Consider the following 25,868-nt stretch of genomic DNA (forward strand, 5'->3'; position numbering starts at 1 on the left):
AGGAGGAATAAAAATGGTTTTAAGAAAAGATTTTTTATGGGGTGGAGCAACAGCAGCCAATCAATGTGAAGGTGGTTTTAATGAAGGTGGGCGAGGTTTAGCGAACGTAGATTTAATTCCTACAGGAGAAGAACGCCGCAAAATTATAAGAGGCCAGAAAAAAATGTTTGAATTTGAGGATGGCTATTTCTATCCAGCAAAAGAAGCAATTGACATGTATCATCATTACAAAGAAGATATTGCACTTTTTTGCGAAATGGGTTTTAATGTGTATCGTTTATCGATTGCTTGGTCACGTATTTTTCCAAATGGAGACGAGCAAGAGCCAAATGAAGATGGGTTGAAATTTTACGAAGATTTATTTAAAGAATGTCACCGTCATGGTATAGAGCCTTTAGTGACGATTACTCACTTCGATTGTCCTATGCATTTAATAGAAGAATACGGTGGATGGCGTAATCGAAAAACGATTGAATTCTACGAACGACTTTGCCAGGTTATATTCAATCGGTACAAAGGCTTAGTTAAATATTGGTTGACTTTTAATGAAATTAATATGATTCTCCATGCTCCATTTTTAGGCGCAGGATTGTATTTTGAAGAAGGTGAGAATCAAGAACAAGTCAAATATCAAGCAGCTCATCATGAATTGGTTGCAAGTGCGTTAGCTACCAAGATTGCTCATGAAGTGGACCCAGAGAATCAAGTAGGTTGTATGTTGGCAGCGGGAGAATATTATCCGTACACTCCAAATCCAGAAGATATTCTTTTAGCTCAAAAAAGAGATCGAGAGAATTACTTCTTTATTGATGTACAATCACGTGGAGCGTATCCAGCATATGCTTTGAAAGAATTAGAACAAAAAGGTATTCAGATAACAATGGAATCAGGGGATACCGAATTATTAAAGGAACACACAGTAGACTTTATATCATTTTCTTATTATTCATCCCGAGTTGCTTCTGCTGATCCGGAAGTCAAAAAAACTGCTGGGAACTTATTCGCAACTGTCAAAAATCCATATTTAAAAACAAGTGAATGGGGTTGGCAAATTGACCCTCTAGGTTTACGAGTTACAATGAATTCTTTATATGACCGTTATCAAAAACCTCTCTTTATTGTGGAAAATGGTCTTGGTGCTGTTGATGAGCCTGATAAAAATGGTTATGTAGAAGATGATTATCGAATTGACTACCTCGCTCAACACTTACAGGTTATGAAAGATGCGGTTGAGTTAGATGGTGTTGATTTGCTAGGCTATACTTCTTGGGGCTGTATTGATTTAGTGAGCGCTGGTACCGGAGAAATGAAGAAACGCTATGGTTTCATTTACGTGGACCGAGATAATGAAGGAAAGGGAACATTAAAGCGCTATAAGAAAAAATCATTCTATTGGTATAAAAAAGTGATTGCTACAAATGGGGAAGATTTATCACTAAATATTTAAGATAGATAGAAGGAGGCAGAACTGCTATAAGTTCTGCTTTTTTGTTTGTAATTTATAGAAAAAAGGTGAATTGACTTTTATTTAGTTTATAAATTGAAATACGCATCAAATAGAGAATAAATCGACTCTCACTTGATCTGCAAACGCTTATTCGGATCAAGTAGAGAATAGATCAACGCTCACTTGATCCGCAGACGGCTCATTCGGATCAAGTAACGAAGAAACTGACGCTCACTTGATCCGCAAACGGCTCATTCGGATCAAGTAACGAAGAAACTGACGCTCACTTGATCTGCAGACGCTCATTCGGATCGAGCAGCACCAAAAGTGGACTAGTTTGTAGTTTGATCCATAAATTCTCTATTCAAAGAAAACATGGCTACTTTCTACTTCATTAGTAGTATCATAATAGTATAAACAAAAAATGGAGGGAACTCATATGAATCATGAAGAAAGAATGCATACAGGAGATCTGTACTTACCGAATGACGAAGAGCTAATGAAGAAACAACTACAACACTTGGATCGCCTTTATGATTTCAATCAAACGCGCCCAACAGAACAAGATAAAAGGCAACAGATGCTAAAAGAAATGTTTGCTGAGATTGGAGAAGGTTGCTATATTGAACCACCATTCTATTCGAATTTTGGTGGGAAACATGTCCATTTTGGGAAGAATATTTATGCCAATTTTAACTTAACATTAGTCGATGATACACACATTTATGTAGGGGATTATACAATGTTTGGCCCTAATGTGGTTGTTGCTACTGCGGGACATCCTATCCTACCTGAGCTCCGAGAGAAATCATATCAATATAATTCATCGGTACATATCGGTAAAAATTGCTGGATAGGTGCAGGAGTGATTATCCTTCCCGGTATCACAATTGGAGCCAATGTAGTGATTGGTGCTGGAAGCGTAGTAACCAAAGATCTACCGGACAATATTGTAGCAGTAGGAAATCCTTGTCGTATTCTTCGAAAAGTAAACCAGCATGATGAAGAATATTATTTTAAAAACAGGAAAATAAATACTGAGAAACTATAAATCATTTCAAAAATTTGTTCTATGCGAATTAACGTGTGGTGATTCTAGCTACAATTCTGCTATACTAAAAGTAGCAATAAAATGTAAGCGTTTCAAAATTGTCAACTAAAGGGAGATCATCCATGCAAAAAAAACCATTGTTGCAGCGCTTATGCAAATATCACCATCGATAGAGGAAGCTGCAGCCAGTTTGGGGAGTGGACAAGTTAATACATTCTTCCGAATCACAGTCCCTATGATGATGACTGGAATTATCTCAGGTGCAATCCTCAGCTGGATTACTATGCTTAGCGAGCTTTCCACTTCGATTCTCCTGTATAATGTACGCACACGAACGATGACGGTTGCCATCTATACGGAAGTCATCCGTGGGAACTATGGAATTGCCGCAGCATTGTCCACCATTTTAACTCTTTTCACGGTCGTTTCTTTATTGATATTTATGAAAGTTACCAACAGCGACGAAATTACCATGTAAATGAACTAGAAAAAGTCCTTATTTCTTTGGAAAGAGGGACTTTTATGTGTACTGGTAAATTTACTTATCAAGGAGAAGAAAAGTCTATATGAATTTAACTCGCAAAGGTCACCATCAAACAAATTCATCAGGAAAATAATTTTCAATATTTTGGAAATACTTTTTTAATAAGGGATCCTGAGAAAGGGCGATTGTTTTTGCGAATTCCAACATCGCTTTTACTTTTGGTAAGGTTGATTCACAAAGGAGTACATATCCACAAGCAAAGTCTTTTGTTGGCACAACCAAAGCAGTGGCATCAACCATATTCGCAACGCGAATCAAACCTTTTCCCGAAGACTGTTGGGAACGATTCGCTTCATATCCTAAATGTCCCAGGACAGTATCGCCAAACCCTAGAAAATCTACTGGACCTTCTTTGGAAATCAAGAAGTCGCACTCGGATAAGTTTTCTTTTAAGAATTCAATAAGTAGTTCCCGTTCGCCAAATAGGTTAGGAGTCTGAACGATTTTTACATTTTTTGCTACATCTAAATCATCCAGAGGACCTGTTGCAAAAATCCTAGGGGAAGCAATGGTTTTTGTATCTTCCAATGGAAGCACACACTGAATTGCATGTAAAATAACTTCAAATTCTCGACTCATAAATCCGATAGAAGCGTGAAAACCAATTCCATCGGTTGAGGTTGAGGAAAATTTTTCTAAATGTTCTTGTTCAATGATCGGGCTAATAAAGCCAAATAATTGAACAGCCATCGCAGGTGCAAGTACTGAACCGCCCCCATCTGTACCAATCCCTAAATCATTGATTCCTAATAGAACATTGATAGCTGTTCCACTCGATGAACCAGTCATTGGGCGACCACTTATTGGATTGATTAAGGATACATCAATAGCTCGACCTCCCATACTAGCTTTGTCCAATGTATGCAAAATATAGCGAAAGGTTTCTAATTGTTCAATCAAATGACGAGGAATGTGGCTTTTATTTTTTACGCCCATGTAACGACTTCCTACTGAATACTTTTCTAAAGCGCGAGGATATACTTTCTCTACACTTTCGTAAGGGTCTTTCATAGCAATAAAGGTTTGATTTGCTGCTTGGATCCATTCATTAAGTTCCATATTTTTCACCTCTCTATTTATCTTATAACCTACTATCAACTTTTAAAAATGTTTTGTCAAATGTGTGTAAGCCCTTGCAATTATAACCTATGTGTTTTAGTATGAATTGTATACTACTTTACGTTTCAATGTACAAAAAAATGTAAATTGAAGCATAAAGTAATAAAAAATAGAAAGGAAGATAGAATATGAAATTAAGAATGGCAACAGGGGCAATTCTTGCAGGAGCTGTATTTTTATCCGGATGTCAGCCCACAGATCAAGAAGGCGGTGAGTCGCAGAGTTCTGTGACAGAAAGTTCAGTAATGGAGAGTCAATCTTCAGAAGAACAAGTGACTGATAACCAATTGAAAGAGGGCTCAGCTGAAGAAGCAAACATGGATGAAGAAACGCTTGCTGAAATTGATCAAATTGTTGAAGCCGCTATGGAAGAAAAAATTATTCCAGGAGCAGTGGTATTTATTGCAAAAGACAATACCATTGTAAAAGAAACGGCATATGGCTATGCTCAGAAATTTGATATGGGTGAAGAATTAAGTGAGCCAATTGAAATGACAACTGATACCATATTTGATTTAGCATCCGTTACAAAAGTAATGGCAACTACGCAAGGAATTATGAAATTAGTTTCTGAAGGTGAAATATCTGTAGATGATCAAGTAGCTATGTACGTACCTGATTTTAGTAAAAATGGAAAAGAAGAAGTTACGATTGCCGACTTACTGACTCACACATCCGGATTGACGCCATGGGAACCTACGTATTTAACTGCGAAAAATCGAGAAGAAGTATTGGACTACATTAATGATTTACCATTAGAATATGAAACTGGAACGGATCGAAAATATAGTGATTTCAGTTTCATGACGCTAGCCTTTATTTTGGAAAGCATTACAGATAAACGTTTGGATGAATATCTACAAGATGAGATTTATGGTCCGCTTCAAATGGAAGATACCCTATTCAATGCTGCCGAAAATACAGAGCAACCGATTGCCGCAACGTCATGGGGAAATCCTTATGAATATAAAATGATTGAAGATGATGAGTTTGGCTATACAGTGCCAGAAGATCCAGAAATGTTTGATGGCTGGAGAGAATATACGTTAGTTGGTGAAATAAATGATGGAAATGCTTTCTACGCAAATGAAGGGATTGCTGGTCATGCAGGATTATTTTCTACTGCTAAAGATTTAGCGGTTTTAGGACAGACCATGTTAAATGGAGGAACCTACGGCGATGTAGAGTTATATAGTCAAGAAGTTCTCCAAACATTTACTAGCCCACAACGATTCGATCAAGGATATGGATGGGAATTGAATAAAGAGTGGTACATGGGTGACCAACATTCTGACCAAACGTTTGGCCATACTGGTTTTACGGGAACTCAAGTAATCTTTGATCCAGAATATAACGTACAAATTATTATATTAACCAATAAACAAAATAACGGACAAAAAGAAGATGGCTCCTATGCTAGTACGGGACAGTTATCTCAAGACATATCCAATAAAGTATACGAATCGATAAAAAAATAAAAAATTAGCATAAGAAGTGTCCGAAAAATAGAGTATCATAAGCCCACTTCAAAGTAGTTTGCTTTTTACAGTTTCTACTTTGAAGGGAGTTTATCAATCAGGACCTATACGGACACTTTTTTTATTTTTTTAGAAAACCCTTGCAATCTAAAAATACATGGGGTAAACTTACTTATAAGAAAAGGTTTTCAATATATACCAATGTACAAAAAAATGTATATTGATGTATCTAGAAAAAGAAAGGAAGGAAAAAATGAAAAAAATTGTAGTAGGCGGTCAGATTGACAAAAAAGAAGTTGCAGAATTAGTAGAAAAGTATGCACAAGGGAAGTTTGAAGTAGAGACCAAAAGTGATTTGGAAGCAGCGATGGCACTTAAAAATGGTACAGCTGATTATTACTTTGGCGCTTGTAATACAGGAGGAGGCGGTGCTCTAGCAATGGCAATCGCACTTGTAGGTAGACCGAAGACCGCAACCGTTTCTATGCCAGGAAAAATTATGCCCGAAGAAGAGATCCGCGAGCAAGTTACGTCAGGAAAAATTGCATTTGGTTTTACAGCACAACACAAAGAGAACGTGATTCCCATTCTAATGGATGAGTTATCGAAATTATCATAATATTATAATGTTAAGGAGTGAGTGAGTTTGGATATTATACAATTAGTTGTTGTAGGGGCATTAGGTGCTCTCGCTGCTATCTTATCAAATACGGGGATTGCTGTATTTAACGATGGTCTTCGTCCCGTTATGCCAGAATACTTAGACGGTGTCATTAGTAAGAAAGAATTGGCAGCAACCAGTTTCGCAGTCAGTTTTGGATTGGTAATCGGGTTTGGTATTCCCGTTTCCATTGGAGCAAGTATTATTTTAGTTCATAGTTTATTATTGATGACCGATATTATTGGTACATGGACTCCAGACGGTAAAAAAGGAATGATCATAGCCGGGGTCATCGGTGCCGTTTATGGTATCGCATTAACATTAGGCTTACAAGCAGTTGTTGACTTATTCGCAATGTTACCGGTTGATGTATTAGGTGCTCTTGGAGCAGTTGGAGCCCCAATCGTTATTGGATTTGCAGTGTTCCCAGCAGTTGCAGTTGCGTATCAACATGGATTTAATAAAGGTGCGATCACCTTAGCAACCAGTACATTGGTATTATTTATTGTAAAACGTTTCGGAACATTCCAATTAAATGAACAAACGTCTTTCACATTATCTGCAGAAGGAATGGCTCTTCTAGTAGGAATGATTTTCATGCTCATCTTTGCAGTTCAAGTAAAAGGCGAGTCAGAAGACAATCAAAACCTAGTAAGTATTTTTGTTGAACGGGTTACTCGCATTAAGAAAAACTGGATTATTCTTTCTATTGTTGGTGGTTTAGTTGCATCTGCAACCAGTTTAACCATTATTGCTGGAGATCCAATTTCCTTGAATTTATTAAGTGAAGGTAAATTCGGTGAAGCAGCACTTGCCGCTTTTGCTAGAGGAATTGGTTTTATTCCATTAGTATTCTCTACCGCTATTGTTACCGGTGTATACAGTCCAGCTGGAACCACATTTGTATATGTAGCAGGAATTTTGCTTCATGGAAATCCAATCTTTGCTTTCCTAGCTGGTGCAGCTATTATGTTTGTAGAAGTAAACCTATTGAATGCAGCTGCCAAAGGATTGGACCGTTTCCCAGGTGTTCGTGACATGGGTGAACATATCCGTACCGCGATGAACCGCGTCTTGGAAATTGCCCTTCTAGTAGGTGGAGCGATGGCAAGTGAACAAATCGCACCAGGTATTGGATTCTTCTGGGTATTTGGAGCCTATCTGATGAACCGTACTGCTAAGAAACCATTAGTGGATATGGCAGTTGGCCCTGTAGCTGCAATCGCCTTAGGAATTATTGTAAATATTCTTTATGTATTGGGACTTTTTGCCCCAGTCGTTTAAAAATTAAACAGAGGTGCTGGACCATATTGGTTTGGCACCTTCCCTTTTTAACACAGAGAAAGGAATGAATAAAATGCCTCTAGTTGAAGGAATCACCTATGCACATGAACATACAACAATCGACCTCTCATCTTTAAAACATACTGAAGATACCAATCTAAACTGTTTTGAGGAAACGGTGAAAGAATACAAGAAGTTATACGAAAAAGGGGTTCGAAATGTAGTTGATGTTACCGTTCGAGGAATGAAACGCAATCCTGAATACGTACAACGAGTAGCCGAAGCTTCTGGAATGAATATTTTGCAATCCACTGGATGGTATCAAGATAAGTTTTTACCAGAATACATTTATGAAAAATCTGTAGAAGAATTAGCGCAGATGATGATCGACGATATCCAAAAAGGAATCGACGGAACTTCTATCAAAGCGGAACTGATTGGTGAAATTGGAACGAGTAAAAACGAAATGACAGAGCGAGAACGGAAAGTTTTTGAAGCTGCCGTCTTCGCTCAAAAAGAAACCGGAGTTCCCATCACTACTCATACGACACTAGGTACGTATGGAAAAGAACAAGTTGAATTTTTTAAAGAGCAAGGTGCAGATCTTTCTAAAATTGTCATAGGTCATGTTGACCTTACCGGAGATACCCAATATGTATTGGACCTTTTAAAAGAAGGAGTGTACGTAGAATTTGATACGGTTGGAAAAGAAAACTACATGCCCGATGCAACTCGTTTAGAAATGTTAAAATCAATCGAAAAAGCTGGCTATACCGATAAAGTTTTTCTTTCAATGGATATTACTCGCCGATCACATTTGGAGTATAAGGATGGATTAGGTTACAGTTTCTTACTAGACTCCTTTATTCCCTTGCTACGTGAAGGCGGATTATCAGAAGGATTTATCCAAAAAATGCTAGTTCACAATCCTCGTGCATTTTATCCATCTTATTAAATAGGAGGTATCTGACTAAATGAAAACTTATCCATTAAAAAGCATTACCGTAGAAGAAGCAACAGAAAAACAATTTGGCTTAGTAGATGCCATCACGCAAGTTTTTGAAGGAAAAGATATCTTAACAAGAGGCGACTTAGGCGTCGTACCTGGATATAATCAACCGATTACTACTCATAAAGTAGAAAAAGTACTGGCTCGTTTTTTTGACGCAGAGGCTGCCATGCTCATTAGAGGAGCCGGAACGATGGCAATCCGGTTGGCTTTACATGCAGCTTTACCAAGGAATGCGACTTTATTAGTTCATGAAGCGCCCGTTTATCCAACGACACAGGTGACATTGGATATGTTGGGAATTAAAACAGTAGTAGCAAATTTTAATGATGTAAAAGAATTACAAAAAGTATTAGAAAACGAAACGATTGATGGTGCGTTAGTACAATTAACGAGACAAAAACCAGATGATTCTTATGATAGTCAAGCTGTTATTGAATGCATTAAAACATTTGCACCCAATCGACCCATCATTACGGATGATAATTATGCCATCATGAAAATTTCCAAAATTGGCTGCGAGCAAGGAGCCAATCTTTCTTGCTTCTCGACCTTTAAAGTATTAGGACCAGAAGGAGTCGGATGCATTGTAGGAGATCAGAAGTATATTGATATTCTTCGCAAAGAAAATTATTCTGGTGGTCTACAAGTTCAAGGGTTCGAAGCACTAGACGTATTACGTGGAATGGTTTATGCTCCAGTAGCACTTGCTTTGTCTGCTAAGGTTACTGATGAAGTATGCACGCGTTTGAACGAAGGAGAAATACCGGGTATTAAAAAAGCTTTTATTGCGAATGCACAATCAAAAGTCATTTTAGTAACCTTTAACAAGCCCATCGCACAAAAAGTATTAGAACAGGCTGAAAAACTTGGATCTGCACCTAATCCAGTTGGCGCTGAATCAAAATATGAAATCGTACCGATGTTCTACCGAGTGTCCGGAACTTTCCGTGCTGCTATCCCTAATGTAGAGACCAATACGATTCGTATCAACCCCATGCGTGCTGGAGCAGATACCATTATACGAATTCTCAAACAAGCAATGGAAGTGTAATATTAAACGAAAGTAGATAAAATTATGAATAAACACTTTTACCAAAAAAAGGGTTTGGCAATTGAACAGATTGCTAATGAACTTTATCAATTAAAAAAAGGCGATCGGATGCCCAACATTAGCGAATTTCAAACGCAATTTTCACTATCCAGAGGAACCGTGCAGAATGCATTAAAATTTCTCAAAGAAGAGCAAGCAATCGAAACAGAAAGCAAAGGGCACTTAGGAACTTATCTCAAAATGATTAACCACCAAGTCCTATTACCATATATTTCGTCTCGCCAACTTTCTGCAACGATGCCTTTACCATATTCGCGATTATATGAAGGATTGGCCACGGGTTTATATACCGCTTTTCGCGATAAAAATATTAAGCTAAATTTAGCTTATATTCGTGGATCGGAAGAACGGATTCGCGCCGTAGAAGAAGGCGTTTTTGATTTTGCAGTTGTATCACGATTTGCAGCACAATATGAAATCGATAAAGGCAGAGCGATTAAAATAATTATGCAGTTTGGTGAACAAACGTATTTATCTCGTCATGTTTTACTTTTCCGACAAGGGGTTGAACAAATCATGAGAGATGGATTACGAGTAGGTATTGATACGGACTCATTAGATCATAAGCTTTTAACCAATGAAATCACTGAGGGGTTTGATGTTGAGAATGTAGATTTACCAAGTAATCAATTAATTTATGGTCTACGTGAATCACAAATTGATGCAGGAGTTTGGAATTATGATGAAATTATCGATAAACGTTTGGAAGATGTACAATTTACTGAATTACCGGTAAAGAACCATCATAAGGAAATGAGTGAGGCGGTGATTATTTGTCAAAAAGAAAATACACTGGTTTCCTCTACCTTAAAACGTACATTAAATGTTAATCAAATTCGTGATATTCAGTCACAAGTAAAAAATGGACACATGACCCCACGATACTAAAACATGCGAACAAAGGAGAATTTAGATGATTCAAGAAAAATTAACGATTTTAAAAGAAAATGATGTCATAGATGGGACCACTTACGAGGATATGCAAGTAGCGTTGAATTATTTGAAGCAAGAAAATGTCATTACAGAAGAAGATGAAGCGGATACGTTTATCACGCATTTAGCGATGGCGACTTCTCGTCAGCGGAAAAATGAAGAGCAAGTAGATTCTGTTGATCCAATGATTAAACAAGAAATTGAAGCAGCGCTAGAATATAAAAAAGCTGTTGCAGTATGGAAGCAACTATCTGAGAAAATTGACGTTGATTTTCCGAAAAATGAAGATGATTATTTTTATCTTCATTTAGTGACGCTTCTTCAAAACAAGAAAGAGAAGTGATACCCTATGTTTATGAAGAAAACAATAGAACGAAATCCGAACCTAATTAATACCGCTATTCAACTACATCAATTAGGAGAAATTCAACCGGATACTTATGTATTAGATGTAGATACTATTTTAAAAAATGCGCGACTTATTCTGGATGAAGCTAATAAACAAGGAGTAGAATTATACTTCATGCTTAAACAAATTGGACGAAATCCTGATTTAGCGAAATTGCTAATCGAAGCTGGGTTCCCGGCAGCAGTCGTCGTTGATTTTCGTGAAGCAAAAACGATGATGGCAAATCATATTCCTTTAGGAAATGTTGGGCATTTAGTGCAAATCCCTACTCATTTATTAAGAGAAATCATGGAATATGGTACCCAGTACATTACCATTTATTCACTGGATAAATTAAAAGAAATTAATCAAGTAGCAAAAGAATTAGGAATAACTCAAAAAGTATTAGTCCGTGTAGTGGATGAAGGGGATGCGCTATATCCAGGTCAATATGGAGGATTTGAGTTAAAGGACCTTTCTAAGTATATTGAGGATTTTAAAAAAATGAAGCATATCGAAATCGCTGGAGCAACTTCATTCCCTTGTTTCCTTCAAAATACAAGAAAAGATATATTGGAAAAAACAAATAATGCAGATACCATCTTAAAAGCACAAAATCTATTGTTGGATGCGGGCTTTCCAGCAAGAGAATTGAACATGCCTTCCACAACTTCTGTTTATACCTTGCCTTTTATTCATGAATTAAAAGGAACACAAGGAGAACCTGGTCATGCATTAACAGGAACCACTCCGATGCATGCAGAAAAAGATTTGCCAGAAGTTCCTGCCTATGTGTATGTGAGTGAGGTTTCCCATAATTTTAAAGGGCATGCATACTTATATGGGGGCGGATTGTATCGACGAGGAAATCTGAAACATGTTTTATTTGATCAAAAAGGAAAACGTTGGCAGTCAACTATAAAACCTTTACCGGAAGAAAACATTGATTATTACTTGGAAGTAAATGAAGAAGAGCCGGTAGGAACAACCGCCATTATGGCATTACGTACTCAGATTTTTGTAACAAGAAGTGAAGTTGCTCTTGTAAAAGGAATCCAAATAGGGATACCAAAAATAATGGGAATTTACGATAGCCAAGGGAAATACTTGAGAGGATGAGAAAGATGGGAAGATTTATCGTAATTGTTCTAGATAGTTTTGGAGTAGGAGCAATGGAAGATGTTCCGGAAGTAAGACCTGCTGATATGGGTAGCAATACTGCTCTACATATCATCGAAAGAAAACCGAATATTAAAATCGCTACTTTGGTAGAACTAGGTTTAATGAATGCGATTGGTGAAGAAACCAATCGTTTGAAATTTTCTTCCAAAGCCAATTGGGGAAAAGCAAATCTTGGACACCAAGGAGCAGACTCTTTCCTGGGACACCAAGAAATTATGGGAACAACCCCACCAATCCCACTCAACCAAGCTTTCAGCGAAATAATTGATGAAGTAGAGCATCATTTAAAAGAAGCAGGATACCATGTTCGAAGAGAAGGAGCAAAAGGTGAGCCAAAAATCTTAGTGGTAAATGACTCTGCAACAGTAGGAGATAATTTAGAAACAGATTTGGGGCAAGTTTTTAATGTATCTGCTTGTCTAGATCTTATGCCTTTTGAAGAAGTGAAGAAATTAGGAAAAGCAGTCCGAGAAGTAGTGAAAGTATCTCGTGTCATCGCTTTTGGTGGCGAAGAAATTCGTCTAAATGATTTATTAAATGCTCGCAAAGTGATAGGAAATAAGTTTGCTGGTGTGGATGCACCAGAATCAGGTGTATATAACAACGGGTATCAAGTTATTCATTTAGGATACGGCATTGATCCAGAAGTCCAGATCCCTACTATATTAGATCATGAAAATATCCCAGTTACCTTAGTTGGAAAAGTAGGAGACATCGTGCAAACGTCTAGCCCGTATGTTTTCTTAGGAGTGGATAGCGATGACCTATTCGACAGCTTGATTTCTCAAGTAAAAAAAATAAATACGGGTTTTTTCTGTTTAAATATTCAAGAAACGGATTTAGCAGGTCACGCTGAAAATGTAGATCGGTATGCAGACCGCTTGGAAGTGAGCGACAAACGAATCAAAGAACTAATTCCACTTTTAAACGAAGAAGATATTCTTATTGTTACAGCTGACCATGGAAATGATCCAACCATTGGACATAGTCAACATACCCGTGAATACGTGCCTTTGCTGATATATCGGAAGGGAATGGAAGGACATGAAGTTGGGATACGTAATAACATGTCCGATACGGCTGCAACAGCCGCGGCATACTTTAATGTGAAAAAACCGCAACACGGAGTTCCTTATTTAAATCTTATTCAAAATCATGAGGATTCAATAAACTAGGAACTGCAAAGTATCAATGGTAAAGTAGTAGTAAGAATAGTAAAGAGGTGTAGAAAATGATTGAAGCAGTTATTTTTGATATGGATGGTGTTATTGTTGATACTGAACCTGTCTACTATAAAAGAATGCAAGATTTTTTAGCACACCATCAAGTGGACTTCGATAAACGCGAACTAACACATTTAGTGGGTTCTACAGAAGAAGATGTTTGGAAGTGGGTTCAGGGGTTGTGGGACGGCGATTTAAGCAGAGAAAAATATGATAAAGCTTATGGGGATTTATATGAAGGCGAACCAGTTTCTTATCAAGACATTGTCGACCAAGAAATTTATGACGTACTCGATTGGTTAAAAAAAGAAAATTATAAAGTTGGCCTCGCATCTTCATCTTCTTTTGCAAATATTGAGAGTGTACTCGAACAATGCCAGTTGACTCACTATTTTGATTCTATTTTAAGTGGAGAAATGTTTGAACAATCCAAACCGCATCCAGAAATCTATTTAAATAGTGCAAAAAAACTTGATGTTCATCCTAATTATTGCCTAGCCATTGAAGATTCAACGAGGGGTATTAAAGCAGGGAAAGCAGCCGGAATGACTGTCTTTGCCAAGAAAGATAATCGGTTCAACTTCCAACAAGATTTAGCAGATAAAAAAATAAAAAGTTTAAAAGAGATTATGGAAGAATTAAAAAAATAATTAGTTCAACTCTACATAGATACTCAAAAAGAGACTAGGTAGAGTTTTTTTGTGCGTTCAACTAGTCATTCTTACTCATAACCGTTATTATAAACGTAAAGATTGAAAGCGCTGTTATTTACACTGCTTTCTGTTTATAAAATCATCATTCTATAGGAGGAATACACAATGAAGTGGGCCATTTTAGGAGCAGGCAATATTGCAAACGAGTTCGCGCGTTCGTTCCAATCAGAAAAATCGGAACTGTATGCGGTAGCGTCACGTTCCTTTGAAAAAGCAAAAGTATTTGCGGAGAAGTATAAAATCCCAGTCAGTTATGGTAGCTATGAAGAAATGCTGGCAGATGAATCGATTACTGCCGTTTATATTGCTACTCCACACAGTCATCATTACGAACAAATGAAACAATGCTTAGAAGCTGGAAAGCATGTTTTTTGCGAAAAGGTAATCACGACTCGTAAAAATCAATTGGACGAAGTTCTTAACTTGGCTAATTCAAAAGGGTTGTATGTAGCAGAGGCCATGACGATTTTTCACGTGCCCTTGTATCCAAAATTGAAAAAATGGCTGAGTGAAAATCACGTAGGGAAGTTAAAGATGATTCATGCGCCCTTTGGTGCTCAAAAACCAACCGATTCCCCGATGTATTTTTATAAAATGGAATTAGCAGGAGGGGCTTTGTTCGATATTGGAACATACGCATTAACGTTCGTGCTTGAATTTATGAGTAGTAACCCAACAGAAATTCTCACGATGGGAAATATTCATGAGAGCGGTGTGGATGAATCATCGGTTATTTTGATGCGGAATAAAGAACAAGAATTGGCTACGGTCGAGCTTTCTTTTGGAGCCAATCTTCCTCATATCGGTGTGATAGCTTTTGAGAAAGGATACCTAGAAATTGAAAATTATCCGCGAGCCAGTAAAGCTGTCTTTACTTTCTTAGATGGCAAGCAAGTAATGGTTGAAGTAGAAGATCAAACTCCTGCGTTTACACATGAAATCAATCATTTTACGGATATGGTCCTTACAAATGGGGAGAATCCTACTATAGGGAGAACCCAAAATGTATTGAAAATCATGGATGTGGTGCGTAAAAAATGGAATCTCGTTTATCCTTTTGAAGAAATGAATAAGTAAAGACAAAAGGATAAAGGAGAGAGAAAAGATGGGAATAAAGGAAAGACTCATCGCCGGATTTGCAAAAGAGGAAATAACACCGGCCATTCCGGTTTCCATGTCTGGATATAAAGGGACGCGAACAGCTACAGGAATTCATGATCCATTATATGCATATGTCCTCGTAATCAAAAAGGGTGAAAATTTATTTGTCTTAACTGTTCTCGATTTATTGAGTGTAGATGTTGAATTAGTCGCTTCTATTCGTTCAAAAGCGGAAAGTCTAGGAATCAAAGGGCATCACGTTCAAATTCTAGCAACGCATACGCATTCAGGGCCAACTGGCATGAATGACACCAAAAGAGGAATCATGAAAGGTAATCAGTATTTCCTAGGCCATAAAAGTGATTCTTATATTCAAGAAGTTTCTGAAAAAATAATAAAAGCGATCCAAATGGCAATAGAAAACTTACAACCTCAATCCTTAACAATTGGAAAAACTACTGTTTCCGGAATATCGGGTAATCGCTCTAGAAAAAGTGATAAATATGATGATGTGTTGTTGGCATTAGAATTTTGCTCGGCTACCAATGAAAAGAATTTATGGATACGTTTTTCATGTCATCCAACAGTTTACAATTCTTCTAACACGTGTATTAGCGCGGATTTTCCAGCTGCTTTGTACCAACAATACGCCAATCAATACCAACACATTCTTTTTATGAACGGGGCCTGTGGAGATATCTCAACTAGATATACAAGGAAAACCGCTGATTTTAAAGAAATCGAACGAATTGGTCATGTTTTAGAAGAAGCCGTTACCCATTCCTTAAAAGAGCCTGTTTATAAAGGTGCTTTGGATTTTTTTCATATGTACTCCAAAACTTTCAATATTCAAACGAAGACTCCCGGAAATACAAAAGAGTTAGAGGAAAATTATCACTTAGCAAAAGAAGGAATTGAAAAAACTTCTCTCCAAGCAGAAATAGCGTACGCTAAACATCAAAAACAACAAATGGTTTCCTTGGAAGTCGGAGCGATTGACATTCAAGGCTTTATCTTGCTTTTTCTTCCTGTTGAAATTTATTCATCGTTAGTTTTAGACCAGTTAAATGAAGATATTTTCTTTTCGGGCTTTGCGAATGGATATTACACCTATTTACCTGATACAAAGGCGTATGAAAAAGGTGAATACGAAGCACATATGTCTCCTTTTGCTATAGGAGAGGGAGAGAGAATGATTGAACAGATAACCAGATGGGCACAAGGGTTTAAAAAGAAAGGAGAATGAAATGGATTTTATTGAACAGTATAACCAGTGCGTACAGGAATGCCTGCATGCTATTTATGCTCAAAAAGAGACCATCCAACAAGCAGCAAAACTGATGAGCGAGGCTCAAAGAGAGGGTCATAATCTCTACGCCATTGGAACAGGGCACTCACACATGATTGCGGAAGAAGTCTACGCGAGAGCAGGTGGGTACGCAAAAATCTATCCCATTATTGAAGTAGAAATGACGCTTATCACTGATCCGATGAAGAGTACGTATATCGAAAGAGAAAGCAGTTATGCCAATATAATTGAGAGTCTCTATCCCTTAAAAGAAAAGGATGTCTTAATTGCCATCAGTAATTCGGGAAGGAATGCTTTTATTATTGAATATGTTCAAAGAATGAAACAAAAAGGAGTAAAGGTTATTGTCATTACGTCTAGAGCTCATACTTCAAGAGTAGAATCGAGACACGAGAGTGGGCTTCGATTATTTGAGTTGGGTGATGTCGTACTAGATAATGCAGCGCCTTACAACGATGCAGCTATTGAAATAGCAAAAGACAAACTAATGGGCCCCTTGTCCACTATTGGAGGAACCTTTCTTATTCAAAGTCTGATGGGAGAAATGGTTACGAATTTAGTTTCCGAAGGCATGGATGTCCCCGTATTCAAAAGTAGCAATGCAGATGATGCCGACGAATATAATAAAGGGTTGTTTGATCAGTACATTTATAAGGGGAAGGGTTATTAAATATAAGAAATCGCTTAGAAATAGCGCGCCCCCCGAAAATATCAGGTTTTTTAATTAATTAAAGATAACAGTAAGTTCTCAGAGTAATACTTCAGGGGACTCCGGTAATATTTGGCCACTTCCCTTATGCTTTTATTCACTAATGAATATATCACCTTAAATATTCCAACAAAAGTATTTAAGCATTTATTAATCCTATTTTGAGATTATTGCAAAGAGTGATGAAATACGTTATAATAGATAGACGTGTAGCCATTTAGTTGGTATTAACAAACTACAATTGTTACAATGTGTCTAATAGAAGGAAAAGAGGTGTAGCATTCATGGAAATGGAAAATATTGACGAAAACACAATTCGCGTATTGATAGAAAGTACTGATTTAGAAGAACGGGGGATTACCTTTTTAGATTTGCTTGGTAATCAAAAGCAAATTGAAAGTTTCTTTTATAGTATTTTAGAAGAAGTAGACGTTGATAAGCAGTTTTTGGAAACAGACGCCATAACCTTCCAAGTGCTGCCAAAAGGAAGCGGACTTGAATTGTTCATCAGTAAAGCAAATGGTGACGATCTTGATTCGGTTGATGGTGACTTTGACCCCGCGGAACATTTACTGGAAATAATGAATAATCACTCAGAAAAGACAAAAACAAAAGAGATTCTAAAAGCAGATGACGATGGTGTTCTTGGCATTATGGTTAAATTCAATGATTTCGAACACTTTATTGAATTGTCTAAACATTTCTTCATTGAAAGCGGCCAATCAAATCTTTATTACTATAAAAATGATTACTATTTAGCGATTGACTTCTATATTGATGAGATGGTTAAAACAAATCTTGAAGTTACGATTGCAAGTATTCTTGAATTTAGTGAAGAGTCAGAGCTATCGGTTGAATTTTTAAATGAATACGGCCAACTTATTATGAGTGAGGATGCACTAGGAACAGCGCGTCAATACTTTAAATAGTCTAAAAGCAAAAACTGTCCATAAATAATCTGGATCCCAAGTCAAGGACAGTTTAAAAAAGAGAGAATCTAGGCTACTTGTTTCAAGAGCTGATCCCGGTAGGAAACCGGGGTCAGCTTTTTCAGTTTCCATTGGCCGCGCTCGTGGTTGTAGTAGTCCATATAGTTGATAATGACAGACTGTAACTCCTTCAGTGAATGACACTCCTCGTAAGGAATTTCGTCCTTTAGGTGGCCGAAGTAGCTCTCCTGTGGGGCGTTGTCCCAGCAGTTCCCACGGCGGGACATAGATTGGGTTAGGCCATTCTTCTGCACCAATTTCTGGAAGATGGGGCTAGTGTAGTGCGACCCTTGGTCGGAATGGAGGAGGGCTTGCGCAGGGAGGTCCTCTCCATGTTTTGCCACTAGATCTTTCACCGTATCGAGAGCTATGTCCAAGGTGATTCGGTCGGCGACGGCGTAGGCTAAAACCTCCTTTGTGGCGCCATCCAAGATGGTAGAGAGGTAGCCTAGGAAGCCGTCTTTTCCCCGGAGATAGGTAATATCAGTCAGGAGCACCTTCTTCGGCGCTGACTGATCAAACTGCCGCTGGAGCCGGTTCGGAACGGTGCGATGTTCTTGTGTGGCTTTTGCGATTTTTCGGTACGGGTTCGCACGGCGGATAGGACACTGGAGTCCATACTTTCGCATGATCCGCTGGACTTTCTTGCGGTTCACTACAGTTTTCTTCGTGTTGAGGAAGTACATGACAATGGCACGGGAACCTTTCGCCACCCGTTTATAGGCCATTGCTTCCAGAACACGGTCGCGCCACCTCTGGTCCTCCTCTTCCTTCTCCTGCCTTTTGCATTGGTTCTCGGGGGAGAAATGCGCGTAGTAGCCGGAATTGGATACTTCCAGAATCAGACAAGCTCTCCTGACGGAGAGCGAGCCGGGGCGACTCGTCACCTGTTGGATGAGGGCGAACCGCTCCTGCTTGCTTAACTCATTTCCCCTCCTTTCTGCGAAGTCGATTTTTTTTAACAGCTCATTCTCCTGTCTGAGGAGGACATTCTCCTGCTTGGCCCGGCGGAGCTGCTCTTCGGTCGAAAGCTCCGTGAGGCGGGGGCGCCCCGATGCGCCCTTGCGCTGATCTCGTACGCCCGTGATCCCGCTCTCCTGATAGGCCTTCTTCCAGCGGTTGGCAGCGGTGTGGATTCGCCGCTCGCCTAGGACCTCCACTGGGAGACTCGCCTCCATGAAAATCTGTCGGGCAGTCTTTCCCTTTTTCCACTCCGCAAGGAAGTGGACCTTGAACTCGTCCGAGTAGGTGATGGCTTTGGGGGAGACGTTCTGAACATAGGGGTTGTGGGATAGGTCTGTAACCTGCTCGTCCGTGAATGTTCGTTTTGACATGGGTTCCTCCTCTTAAAAATGTATTTTTTGTAAGGCTCTCTTGGGGGAGCGGTCGCGGTTCCCGTTCCTTTCCTCCAGTTTATCAGGAAAGGGAGACTAATTCTCGTACAAGACATAAAAAGACCCTATAAAGGGTCTCTTTTTTAAAGAGTCTACTTTATAGGGTCCAGTTTATAAAAACAGTCTTTGCTTTTTTTTTGAGCAATAAAAAACGATTTCTACCTTCTTTTGCATATTTATAAGTAGGAGGAGATCAGGATGTTTTATGCACAGACAATTGAAGGAAGGCGGGTCCATGCTAACGATTATGACAGAACGCAACCCCTTATCTGTCCTGGTTGCAGAGCTCGTGTTTATTTAAAAAGCGGAAACAAAAATGTTACTCATTTTGCCCATTATGCAAATTCAGACTGTCAACAGTTCTCTGAAGGGGAAAGTCAGCGTCATTTACTTGGTAAACAACTGTTGTATAGTTGGATAAAGTCGCAAAATATCAAAGTAGAATTAGAAGCGTGGTTGCCGGAAATGAAACAAAGACCGGATTTGTTATTAGAGATCGACCATCGACGTATTGCATTAGAATATCAGTGTAGTCCAATTCCTTATAAAAAATTAAAAGAGCGAACTCAAGGGTACCAGAATCATGGTTATGAAATTTATTGGATTTGTGGTATAGACTATTTTCCTCATGAGAGGTTAAGGGATAAAACACGGATGTTTTTACAAAAGAACGGCAGTTTAGTTTGTTTAGATAGCGTTAATGGGTTAGTTTACCAATTTGGAGACTTTCAATACAATAAATATAATAAGTTGACTTGGGTACAACAAATAAATAACATATCATTATTGAACGTAAATGAATTTGAAAAGTTATATTGTGATTCAATAGATCGACGCGTTCTCCAAAAGACCACGATGCCTTATCCAAAACAAATTGCGCTCTTATACAAAAAAGATCAGCGCCACCGAGACTTTCTATCTGATTTGTATGTCAATCAGCATGCACTAGCTAATTTACCAGCCTTTTTGTTTACACTTCCCAATAAAACGCTTGTCTATCAAATTCCAGCGTATATGTGGAAGTATGCCTTTTTAAATCAACTGCAATCTAGGCTAACTTATTCTCAAGTTCAGACTTTTATAGAAAAGTTACCACGTTATGAAACACTTTTTTATAAAGAAGAACCTTTGTTAGACTTTATTAAAGAACTAGAAGCCAGAAAGATTTTAAAGCGCATAGGAAAAAAAGAATGGCAAGTAAGTTCATTTCCTCTCCGAAATAAATGAGTTTATGATAAGATAATGATTATAGAAGTAAATTAATGGAGGGGTATAAGGATGTCTGAAATAAAACAATTACCAAAACGTCAAGAACTCGATGAGGCCATGACTTGGGATTTAACGTCTATTTTTGAAAACGATCAAGCTTACGAACAGGCTCTGGAAGAAGTTAGTCAGTTAGCAGAAGAAGCTAAAACATTACAAGGTAGTCTGGGTGCGAGTAGTAACGCTTTGTTAACAGCTATTGAAAAGGTATTGGAAGTGAACCAGAAACTTGAGCGTGTCTACGTCTATTCGCACTTAAAAAATGACCAGGACACAGCCAATAATACATACCAAACGCTACATGATCGTTCGATGGCAGTGCTGACAAAAGCTAGCGAAGCAACTTCTTGGTTTAATCCAGAAGTTTTAGCAATTCCTGAAGAGACTTTAGCTAAATATTTAGATGAAAATGAAGGATTACAAGCGTATCGTCATTTATTAGATGACTTAACTTCTCAACGTGAGCATGTTTTGAGTGCACGCGAAGAAGCTTTGCTTGCAGGAGCATCAGAAATTTTTTCTGCGTCTAGCCGGACTTTTTCGATTTTAAATAATGCTGATATTGAATTTCCAACGGTTAAAGATGAGGAAGGCCATGAAGTGAAGTTGTCGCATGGTTTATATGGCAAACTAATGGAAAGTTCAGATCGAGGTGTTCGTAAAGAAGCGTATGAGGCCTTATATAAAACTTACGCGGGATTAAAAAATACATTCGCGTCCACTTTGTCATCTCATGTTAAAACACATAATTACCAAGCAAAAGTACGTAATTTCCCATCTGCACGTGCTGCTTCTTTAGCGAATAACCATATTCCAGAAAGTGTTTATGACACTTTACTAGAAGTAGTAAATGACCATTTGCCATTGTTACATCGCTACGTTGCTTTACGTAAAAAATTGCTCAATGTAGACCATCTCTACATGTACGATATGTATACACCTTTGACTGGTGAAGCTCCTATTCAATATTCTATTGAAGAGGCAAGAGCAACAACTCTAAAATCTTTAGAACCTCTAGGAAAAGAATACCAAGAAATTTTACAAGAAGCATTTGGAAACCGTTGGATTGACTGGTATGAAAATGAAGGGAAACGTTCAGGGGCTTACTCATCTGGTGCTTATGATACTAATCCTTACATTTTAATGAACTGGCAAAATTCTTTAAACCAGCTTTATACATTGGTTCATGAGTTAGGACATAGCGTTCATAGCTACCATACTCGTAATAACCAACCTTATGCCTATGGGGATTATTCAATTTTCCTAGCAGAAATTGCTTCCACAACAAATGAAAATATTTTAACTGATTATTTACTTAAAAATGAGACCGATCCAAATGTCCGTATCTATGTATTAAATCATTACTTAGATGGATTTAAAGGGACTGTTTTCCGCCAATCACAATTCGCTGAATTCGAGCACTTTATTCATCAAAAAGGTCAAGAGGGTATTCCATTGACACAAGAATTCCTAACGGACTATTATGCTGATTTAAATGCACGCTATTACGGTCTAGCTGTTGAAGGCGATGATAAAATTGCACTAGAATGGTCACGTATCCCTCATTTCTACTACAATTACTATGTTTATCAATATGCAACTGGATTCGCCGCAGCAACTGCTTTATCTAAGCGCATCTTAGATGGTGAAGAAGGGGCATTAGAACAGTATTTAACTTACTTAAAATCTGGTAGCAGTGACTATCCAATAGAAGTAATGAAAAAAGCAGGCCTCGATATGACAGATTCAGCCTATTTAACAGATGCCATGAAAGTCTTTGAAGCGCGTTTAAACGAGTTGGAATCTCTAATTGAAAATAAATAAAAAAATAAAACTACCACGGCATCTATACGCCATGGTAGTTTTATTTTAGAATTTGTAAATAATTTTTACTGACAGGAAGAATATTGTTACTCTGAGTAAGTTTGAGATCTGAATGGTTAAACGCTTCTTCTAAGCGTTCGAAATTGATGATTTCTTCCAATAAAATACCAAATTGTTGGTTGTCATTTCCAAAAATGACTAGGGAAGGTGTCTGTTTAATATTCATCTCTTGCCCAATTCGTTGGTCAGCATCATAACTACTCTTAACAAAGTCAGAATCTTTATCCTCAAAGAACATCTCGACATCTAAGTTAGCACCTTTAGCAATTTTTTTCAAAAGTTGATCCGAATACAGTGCTAAGTTAACTGTTAATTCCTTTTGCAGGAGCAAAAGAAAGTTTCTTCCACGTTTTTTCCCTTGCATCAAAGCTGCTTTATAGGCAAGACTAGCATCATATATCGTTTGATAAACTTGGTTACGTAATTGAAGGTCGTTAACCGGTAAATCCATACGTCTCATATAAAAGCTAACGGTATTGAAGTTATGAAAGGTCAGAAAACGAAAGTGAATTTTTACATTTTTATTATCCGCAATACTCTCGATGTAGCGAAGCACTTCCTGCTCGCTATGATAGCATTTCAAACCGATGGGATTGACGAATAAATACAAGTCAAAATGCTTAATCGCATCTTTTGAATTTTGCAATGTTTGATTGTTTGTATGCATGATATCCCTTCTTAAAATACTATTTTCCTAATTGGTTAAAGTGAGTGATTAAATTGAAATAGGATTGACTTCTTATCTATTATAGTGTACGCACAGAAAGAAGTAAAACAAGTTGCTTTAATCAACACCTTGATTTTACTTCTATGTTCAAAATTTGGTCATATTATTTCTGAATGATTGGCTTATTTATTTGGATAATTAAGTGCGCGTGCGATTTTTTGTAGTGTCTTGCGTCGATTAATCCCATGTTTAACAAGAAATTTTTCAAAAACAGGTAACCCAATTTCAACGTCGTTTGTTTCAAATTCCAATTCATAGTCATTTTGATCTTGGTAATAACTCGCATCGAGACAAAATTCACCTTCGGGAACAGGAATGATGTAGCGGAAAGTCGATAACTGCCCCACAGGCTCTATATTTTCAATAGCAATCTCTTTTTCTTTTAATAAACGGGCAACGTCCCCATTTAACTTTAGTTGTCCATTACGAACTAAATGATTTCCTTCTTCTAAACTTAAAGGATCTGTCGTTTCAAGCATCTCATGCTCTCCTAAAGGAGACTTTAATGTTTGTTCCGAAAAGTCATCATAAATTCGGATTCTCAGCCCCATGCCCTGGTGGCGTAATTGACCATCTGCTGTATCATAATAAACATTGATCTGGTGAACGGGCTCTTTGCCGTCTAACTCAAAAACGGTGAGCAGTTGCTCATATTCATCTTTAGTCAATAAGTTTTTGAATTCTTTCTCAATTTGGTGACTCATACTTGCACATCCTTTCGACTGAGGGTATAAGGTTTATAGTGAACACCCTCTTTTCATAATAACACAATCAAGAGGGGTTCGGACATTTGAAGGTACTTATAATGTGAATTATGCTAAAATATGAGTATAGTCAAAAATATTAGAGTAGGTGTAGGTTATGGAAAATAATCTTATTACAAATTGGGATTCCTTCCTTGCTCCGTACGAGCAAGCTGTGGAGGAGCTAAAAATTAAATTAAAGGGAATTCGAAAGCAATATCGTGAAGTCAATTCCCACGCACCCATAGAATTTATTACTGGACGAATAAAAACCAAAGAGAGTATTTTAGAAAAGGCTGAAATTCGAGGTATTGCTTTGGATCGTTTAGAAGAAGACATTGAAGACATAGCGGGTATTCGAATTATGTGTCAGTTTGTTGAAGATATTCATGAAGTCGTTCGTCTACTGCGAGCGCGTAATGATCTTCATATTATAATTGAACGCGATTACATTACTCATAAAAAAGAAAGTGGGTATCGCTCCTATCATTTAGTCATTGAATATCCGGTACAGCGCATTGGCGGAGAGAAGATCGTGATGTGCGAGGTGCAAATTAGAACCTTAGCAATGAACTTTTGGGCCACAATTGAGCATACATTAAATTATAAATATCAAGGAGAATACCCACAAGTTCTGCACGATCGTTTAATACGAGCAGCCGAAGCTGCTTTCCTTTTGGATACGGAAATGTCAGAAATTCGTGAGGAAATTATGGAAGCAAATTATTTCTTTTCAGATAAAAAGAAAAATGTAAATTAGGGGTGCTTAAATATGCGTGTCGCACTGGTTAGTTATGATAAACCTCAAACCATTGCATTAGCTGAGGAATTTCTACAGAAAATTGCTGGAACAAGAATTACCATTGATGAAGAAAATCCTGAATTGATTGTGACAATTGGCGGAGATGGTACCTTGTTATCAGCCTTTCACAAATATAATCATTTGTTAGATAAAGTACGCTTCATTGGTATCCATACCGGCCACTTAGGTTTCTATACGGATTGGCGAAGTTTTGAACTAGATGAGATGATTGAAGGGCTTCTGCAAGATGAAGGTGAAAGCGTCAGTTATCCAGTCTTAGATGTTAAAATTAAATACCGTGATAAAAAAGAACCTTCGCACTTTATTGCTTTAAATGAAGCTGTTTTGAAAAAGATTAGCGGTACGATGGTTTGCGACATTTATGTTAAGGATGAACTGTTTGAAACCTTTCGAGGTGATGGGGTCTGTGTCGCAACACCTACTGGTTCGACTGGTATAAATAAATCGTTAGGGGGAGCTGTGATTCACCCACGAACCGAAGCGATTCAATTAACTGAGTTAGCATCTGTCAATAACCGCGTTTATCGAACCCTAATCTCACCCATGATTATTGCAAAAGATGAGTGGATTGTCTTGAAGCCTGAACAACAAGACGGTTTGATTTTATCCATTGATAATTTGTCTTTTGATAAGCAAAATATTGAATCGATTACTTATCGAATAGCGGATAAACGCGTTCATTTTGCGCGTTATCGTCATATGCATTTTTGGAGTCGCGTTGAAAATTCTTTTATTGGTAAAAAAGATTATTACGGAGAAAACGAAAGGGATGTTTAA

At 37.8% G+C, this 25,868-nt stretch carries 24 protein-coding genes and 1 pseudogene; 21 read left to right on the top strand and 4 right to left on the bottom strand.

Translation table 11 applies throughout. From position 1 onward, the window contains the following. The first annotated feature begins 13 nt into the window (after positions 1–13). From BW727_RS01915 to BW727_RS01925, 3 genes and pseudogenes are all read left to right on the top strand, one after another. On the top strand, positions 14–1,447 hold the full coding sequence (locus BW727_RS01915; RefSeq protein ID WP_062468368.1) for a 6-phospho-beta-glucosidase: 1,434 nt from the start codon (positions 14–16) through the stop codon (positions 1,445–1,447). Positions 1,448–1,886: 439 nt separating this feature from the next. Next, the gene (locus tag BW727_RS01920; protein WP_062468366.1) at positions 1,887–2,498 is read left to right on the top strand and encodes a sugar O-acetyltransferase; all 612 of its coding nucleotides are present in this window, start codon (positions 1,887–1,889) and stop codon (positions 2,496–2,498) included. A gap of 139 nt (positions 2,499–2,637) precedes the next feature. After that, positions 2,638–2,976, top strand: a pseudogene (locus BW727_RS01925) (ABC transporter permease subunit); the annotation flags it as partial. Between the two features lie 114 nt (positions 2,977–3,090). Here the strand turns inward: BW727_RS01925 and BW727_RS01930 are convergent. Then, positions 3,091–4,101 carry an amidase family protein gene (locus BW727_RS01930; protein ID WP_062468364.1) on the bottom strand — a complete coding sequence of 337 codons (1,011 nt, stop codon included), beginning with the start codon at positions 4,099–4,101 and terminating at the stop codon, positions 3,091–3,093. A gap of 188 nt (positions 4,102–4,289) precedes the next feature. Between BW727_RS01930 and BW727_RS01935 the strand changes: the two genes are divergently transcribed. From BW727_RS01935 to BW727_RS02000, 14 genes are all read left to right on the top strand, one after another. After that, positions 4,290–5,639, top strand: a complete 1,350-nt coding sequence (locus tag BW727_RS01935; RefSeq protein ID WP_217994409.1) for a serine hydrolase — start codon at positions 4,290–4,292, stop codon at positions 5,637–5,639. A 253-nt stretch (positions 5,640–5,892) separates the two neighbouring features. Continuing rightward, positions 5,893–6,258 (top strand): DUF2620 domain-containing protein, encoded by a 366-nt coding sequence (locus tag BW727_RS01940; protein ID WP_062468362.1) that lies wholly within the window; start codon positions 5,893–5,895, stop codon positions 6,256–6,258. A gap of 27 nt (positions 6,259–6,285) precedes the next feature. Next, the gene (locus BW727_RS01945; RefSeq protein ID WP_062468361.1) at positions 6,286–7,584 is read left to right on the top strand and encodes a YhfT family protein; all 1,299 of its coding nucleotides are present in this window, start codon (positions 6,286–6,288) and stop codon (positions 7,582–7,584) included. Positions 7,585–7,657: 73 nt separating this feature from the next. Continuing rightward, positions 7,658–8,539, top strand: a complete 882-nt coding sequence (locus BW727_RS01950) for a phosphotriesterase family protein (RefSeq protein ID WP_062468359.1) — start codon at positions 7,658–7,660, stop codon at positions 8,537–8,539. 19 nt (positions 8,540–8,558) lie between these two features. Next, complete coding sequence (locus tag BW727_RS01955; RefSeq protein ID WP_062468357.1) at positions 8,559–9,647, top strand: hypothetical protein; 1,089 nt, start codon at positions 8,559–8,561, stop codon at positions 9,645–9,647. Between the two features lie 24 nt (positions 9,648–9,671). Continuing rightward, positions 9,672–10,595 carry a GntR family transcriptional regulator YhfZ gene (gene yhfZ, locus BW727_RS01960; protein ID WP_062468355.1) on the top strand — a complete coding sequence of 308 codons (924 nt, stop codon included), beginning with the start codon at positions 9,672–9,674 and terminating at the stop codon, positions 10,593–10,595. A gap of 25 nt (positions 10,596–10,620) precedes the next feature. After that, positions 10,621–10,983 (top strand): PRD domain-containing protein, encoded by a 363-nt coding sequence (locus tag BW727_RS01965; protein ID WP_062468353.1) that lies wholly within the window; start codon positions 10,621–10,623, stop codon positions 10,981–10,983. A 6-nt stretch (positions 10,984–10,989) separates the two neighbouring features. Next, positions 10,990–12,147 carry a YhfX family PLP-dependent enzyme gene (locus BW727_RS01970; protein ID WP_062468351.1) on the top strand — a complete coding sequence of 386 codons (1,158 nt, stop codon included), beginning with the start codon at positions 10,990–10,992 and terminating at the stop codon, positions 12,145–12,147. A 5-nt stretch (positions 12,148–12,152) separates the two neighbouring features. Further along, positions 12,153–13,385 carry a phosphopentomutase gene (locus BW727_RS01975; RefSeq protein WP_062468350.1) on the top strand — a complete coding sequence of 411 codons (1,233 nt, stop codon included), beginning with the start codon at positions 12,153–12,155 and terminating at the stop codon, positions 13,383–13,385. A 56-nt stretch (positions 13,386–13,441) separates the two neighbouring features. Further along, entirely contained in the window at positions 13,442–14,083 is a 642-nt protein-coding gene (locus BW727_RS01980) for an HAD family hydrolase (RefSeq protein ID WP_062468348.1), read from the top strand. A 168-nt stretch (positions 14,084–14,251) separates the two neighbouring features. After that, positions 14,252–15,223 (top strand): Gfo/Idh/MocA family protein, encoded by a 972-nt coding sequence (locus tag BW727_RS01985; RefSeq protein WP_062468346.1) that lies wholly within the window; start codon positions 14,252–14,254, stop codon positions 15,221–15,223. Between the two features lie 28 nt (positions 15,224–15,251). Further along, positions 15,252–16,493 (top strand): neutral/alkaline non-lysosomal ceramidase N-terminal domain-containing protein, encoded by a 1,242-nt coding sequence (locus BW727_RS01990; RefSeq protein WP_062468344.1) that lies wholly within the window; start codon positions 15,252–15,254, stop codon positions 16,491–16,493. Position 16,494: 1 nt separating this feature from the next. After that, positions 16,495–17,226, top strand: a complete 732-nt coding sequence (locus BW727_RS01995; protein WP_062468342.1) for a sugar isomerase domain-containing protein — start codon at positions 16,495–16,497, stop codon at positions 17,224–17,226. 323 nt (positions 17,227–17,549) lie between these two features. Continuing rightward, on the top strand, positions 17,550–18,194 hold the full coding sequence (locus BW727_RS02000) for an adaptor protein MecA (protein WP_062468340.1): 645 nt from the start codon (positions 17,550–17,552) through the stop codon (positions 18,192–18,194). Between the two features lie 68 nt (positions 18,195–18,262). Here BW727_RS02000 and BW727_RS02005 read toward each other — a convergent pair whose 3' ends face one another. After that, positions 18,263–19,588, bottom strand: coding sequence for an IS3 family transposase (locus BW727_RS02005; RefSeq protein ID WP_062532880.1), 1,326 nt, complete (start codon positions 19,586–19,588; stop codon positions 18,263–18,265). 258 nt (positions 19,589–19,846) lie between these two features. Between BW727_RS02005 and BW727_RS02010 the strand changes: the two genes are divergently transcribed. Together BW727_RS02010 and pepF are read left to right on the top strand one after the other, a co-directional pair. Further along, positions 19,847–20,875 (top strand): competence protein CoiA, encoded by a 1,029-nt coding sequence (locus tag BW727_RS02010; protein WP_062471374.1) that lies wholly within the window; start codon positions 19,847–19,849, stop codon positions 20,873–20,875. A 51-nt stretch (positions 20,876–20,926) separates the two neighbouring features. After that, the gene (gene pepF, locus BW727_RS02015) at positions 20,927–22,738 is read left to right on the top strand and encodes an oligoendopeptidase F (protein ID WP_062471371.1); all 1,812 of its coding nucleotides are present in this window, start codon (positions 20,927–20,929) and stop codon (positions 22,736–22,738) included. A gap of 40 nt (positions 22,739–22,778) precedes the next feature. Here pepF and BW727_RS02020 read toward each other — a convergent pair whose 3' ends face one another. Beyond that, the gene (locus BW727_RS02020) at positions 22,779–23,465 is read right to left on the bottom strand and encodes a DsbA family protein (protein ID WP_062471368.1); all 687 of its coding nucleotides are present in this window, start codon (positions 23,463–23,465) and stop codon (positions 22,779–22,781) included. Positions 23,466–23,647: 182 nt separating this feature from the next. Next, positions 23,648–24,229: a CYTH domain-containing protein gene (locus BW727_RS02025; RefSeq protein ID WP_062471365.1), complete on the bottom strand. Its 582-nt coding sequence runs from the start codon at positions 24,227–24,229 to the stop codon at positions 23,648–23,650. A gap of 157 nt (positions 24,230–24,386) precedes the next feature. Between BW727_RS02025 and yjbM the strand changes: the two genes are divergently transcribed. Both yjbM and BW727_RS02035 read left to right on the top strand, forming a co-directional pair. Further along, positions 24,387–25,028: a GTP diphosphokinase gene (yjbM, locus tag BW727_RS02030; protein WP_062471362.1), complete on the top strand. Its 642-nt coding sequence runs from the start codon at positions 24,387–24,389 to the stop codon at positions 25,026–25,028. Between the two features lie 12 nt (positions 25,029–25,040). Further along, positions 25,041–25,868, top strand: a complete 828-nt coding sequence (locus tag BW727_RS02035) for an NAD kinase (protein WP_062471359.1) — start codon at positions 25,041–25,043, stop codon at positions 25,866–25,868.

The sequence above is a fragment of the Jeotgalibaca dankookensis genome, assembly GCF_002005405.1.
In the GTDB taxonomy this organism is placed as follows: Bacteria; Bacillota; Bacilli; order Lactobacillales; family Aerococcaceae; genus Jeotgalibaca; species Jeotgalibaca dankookensis.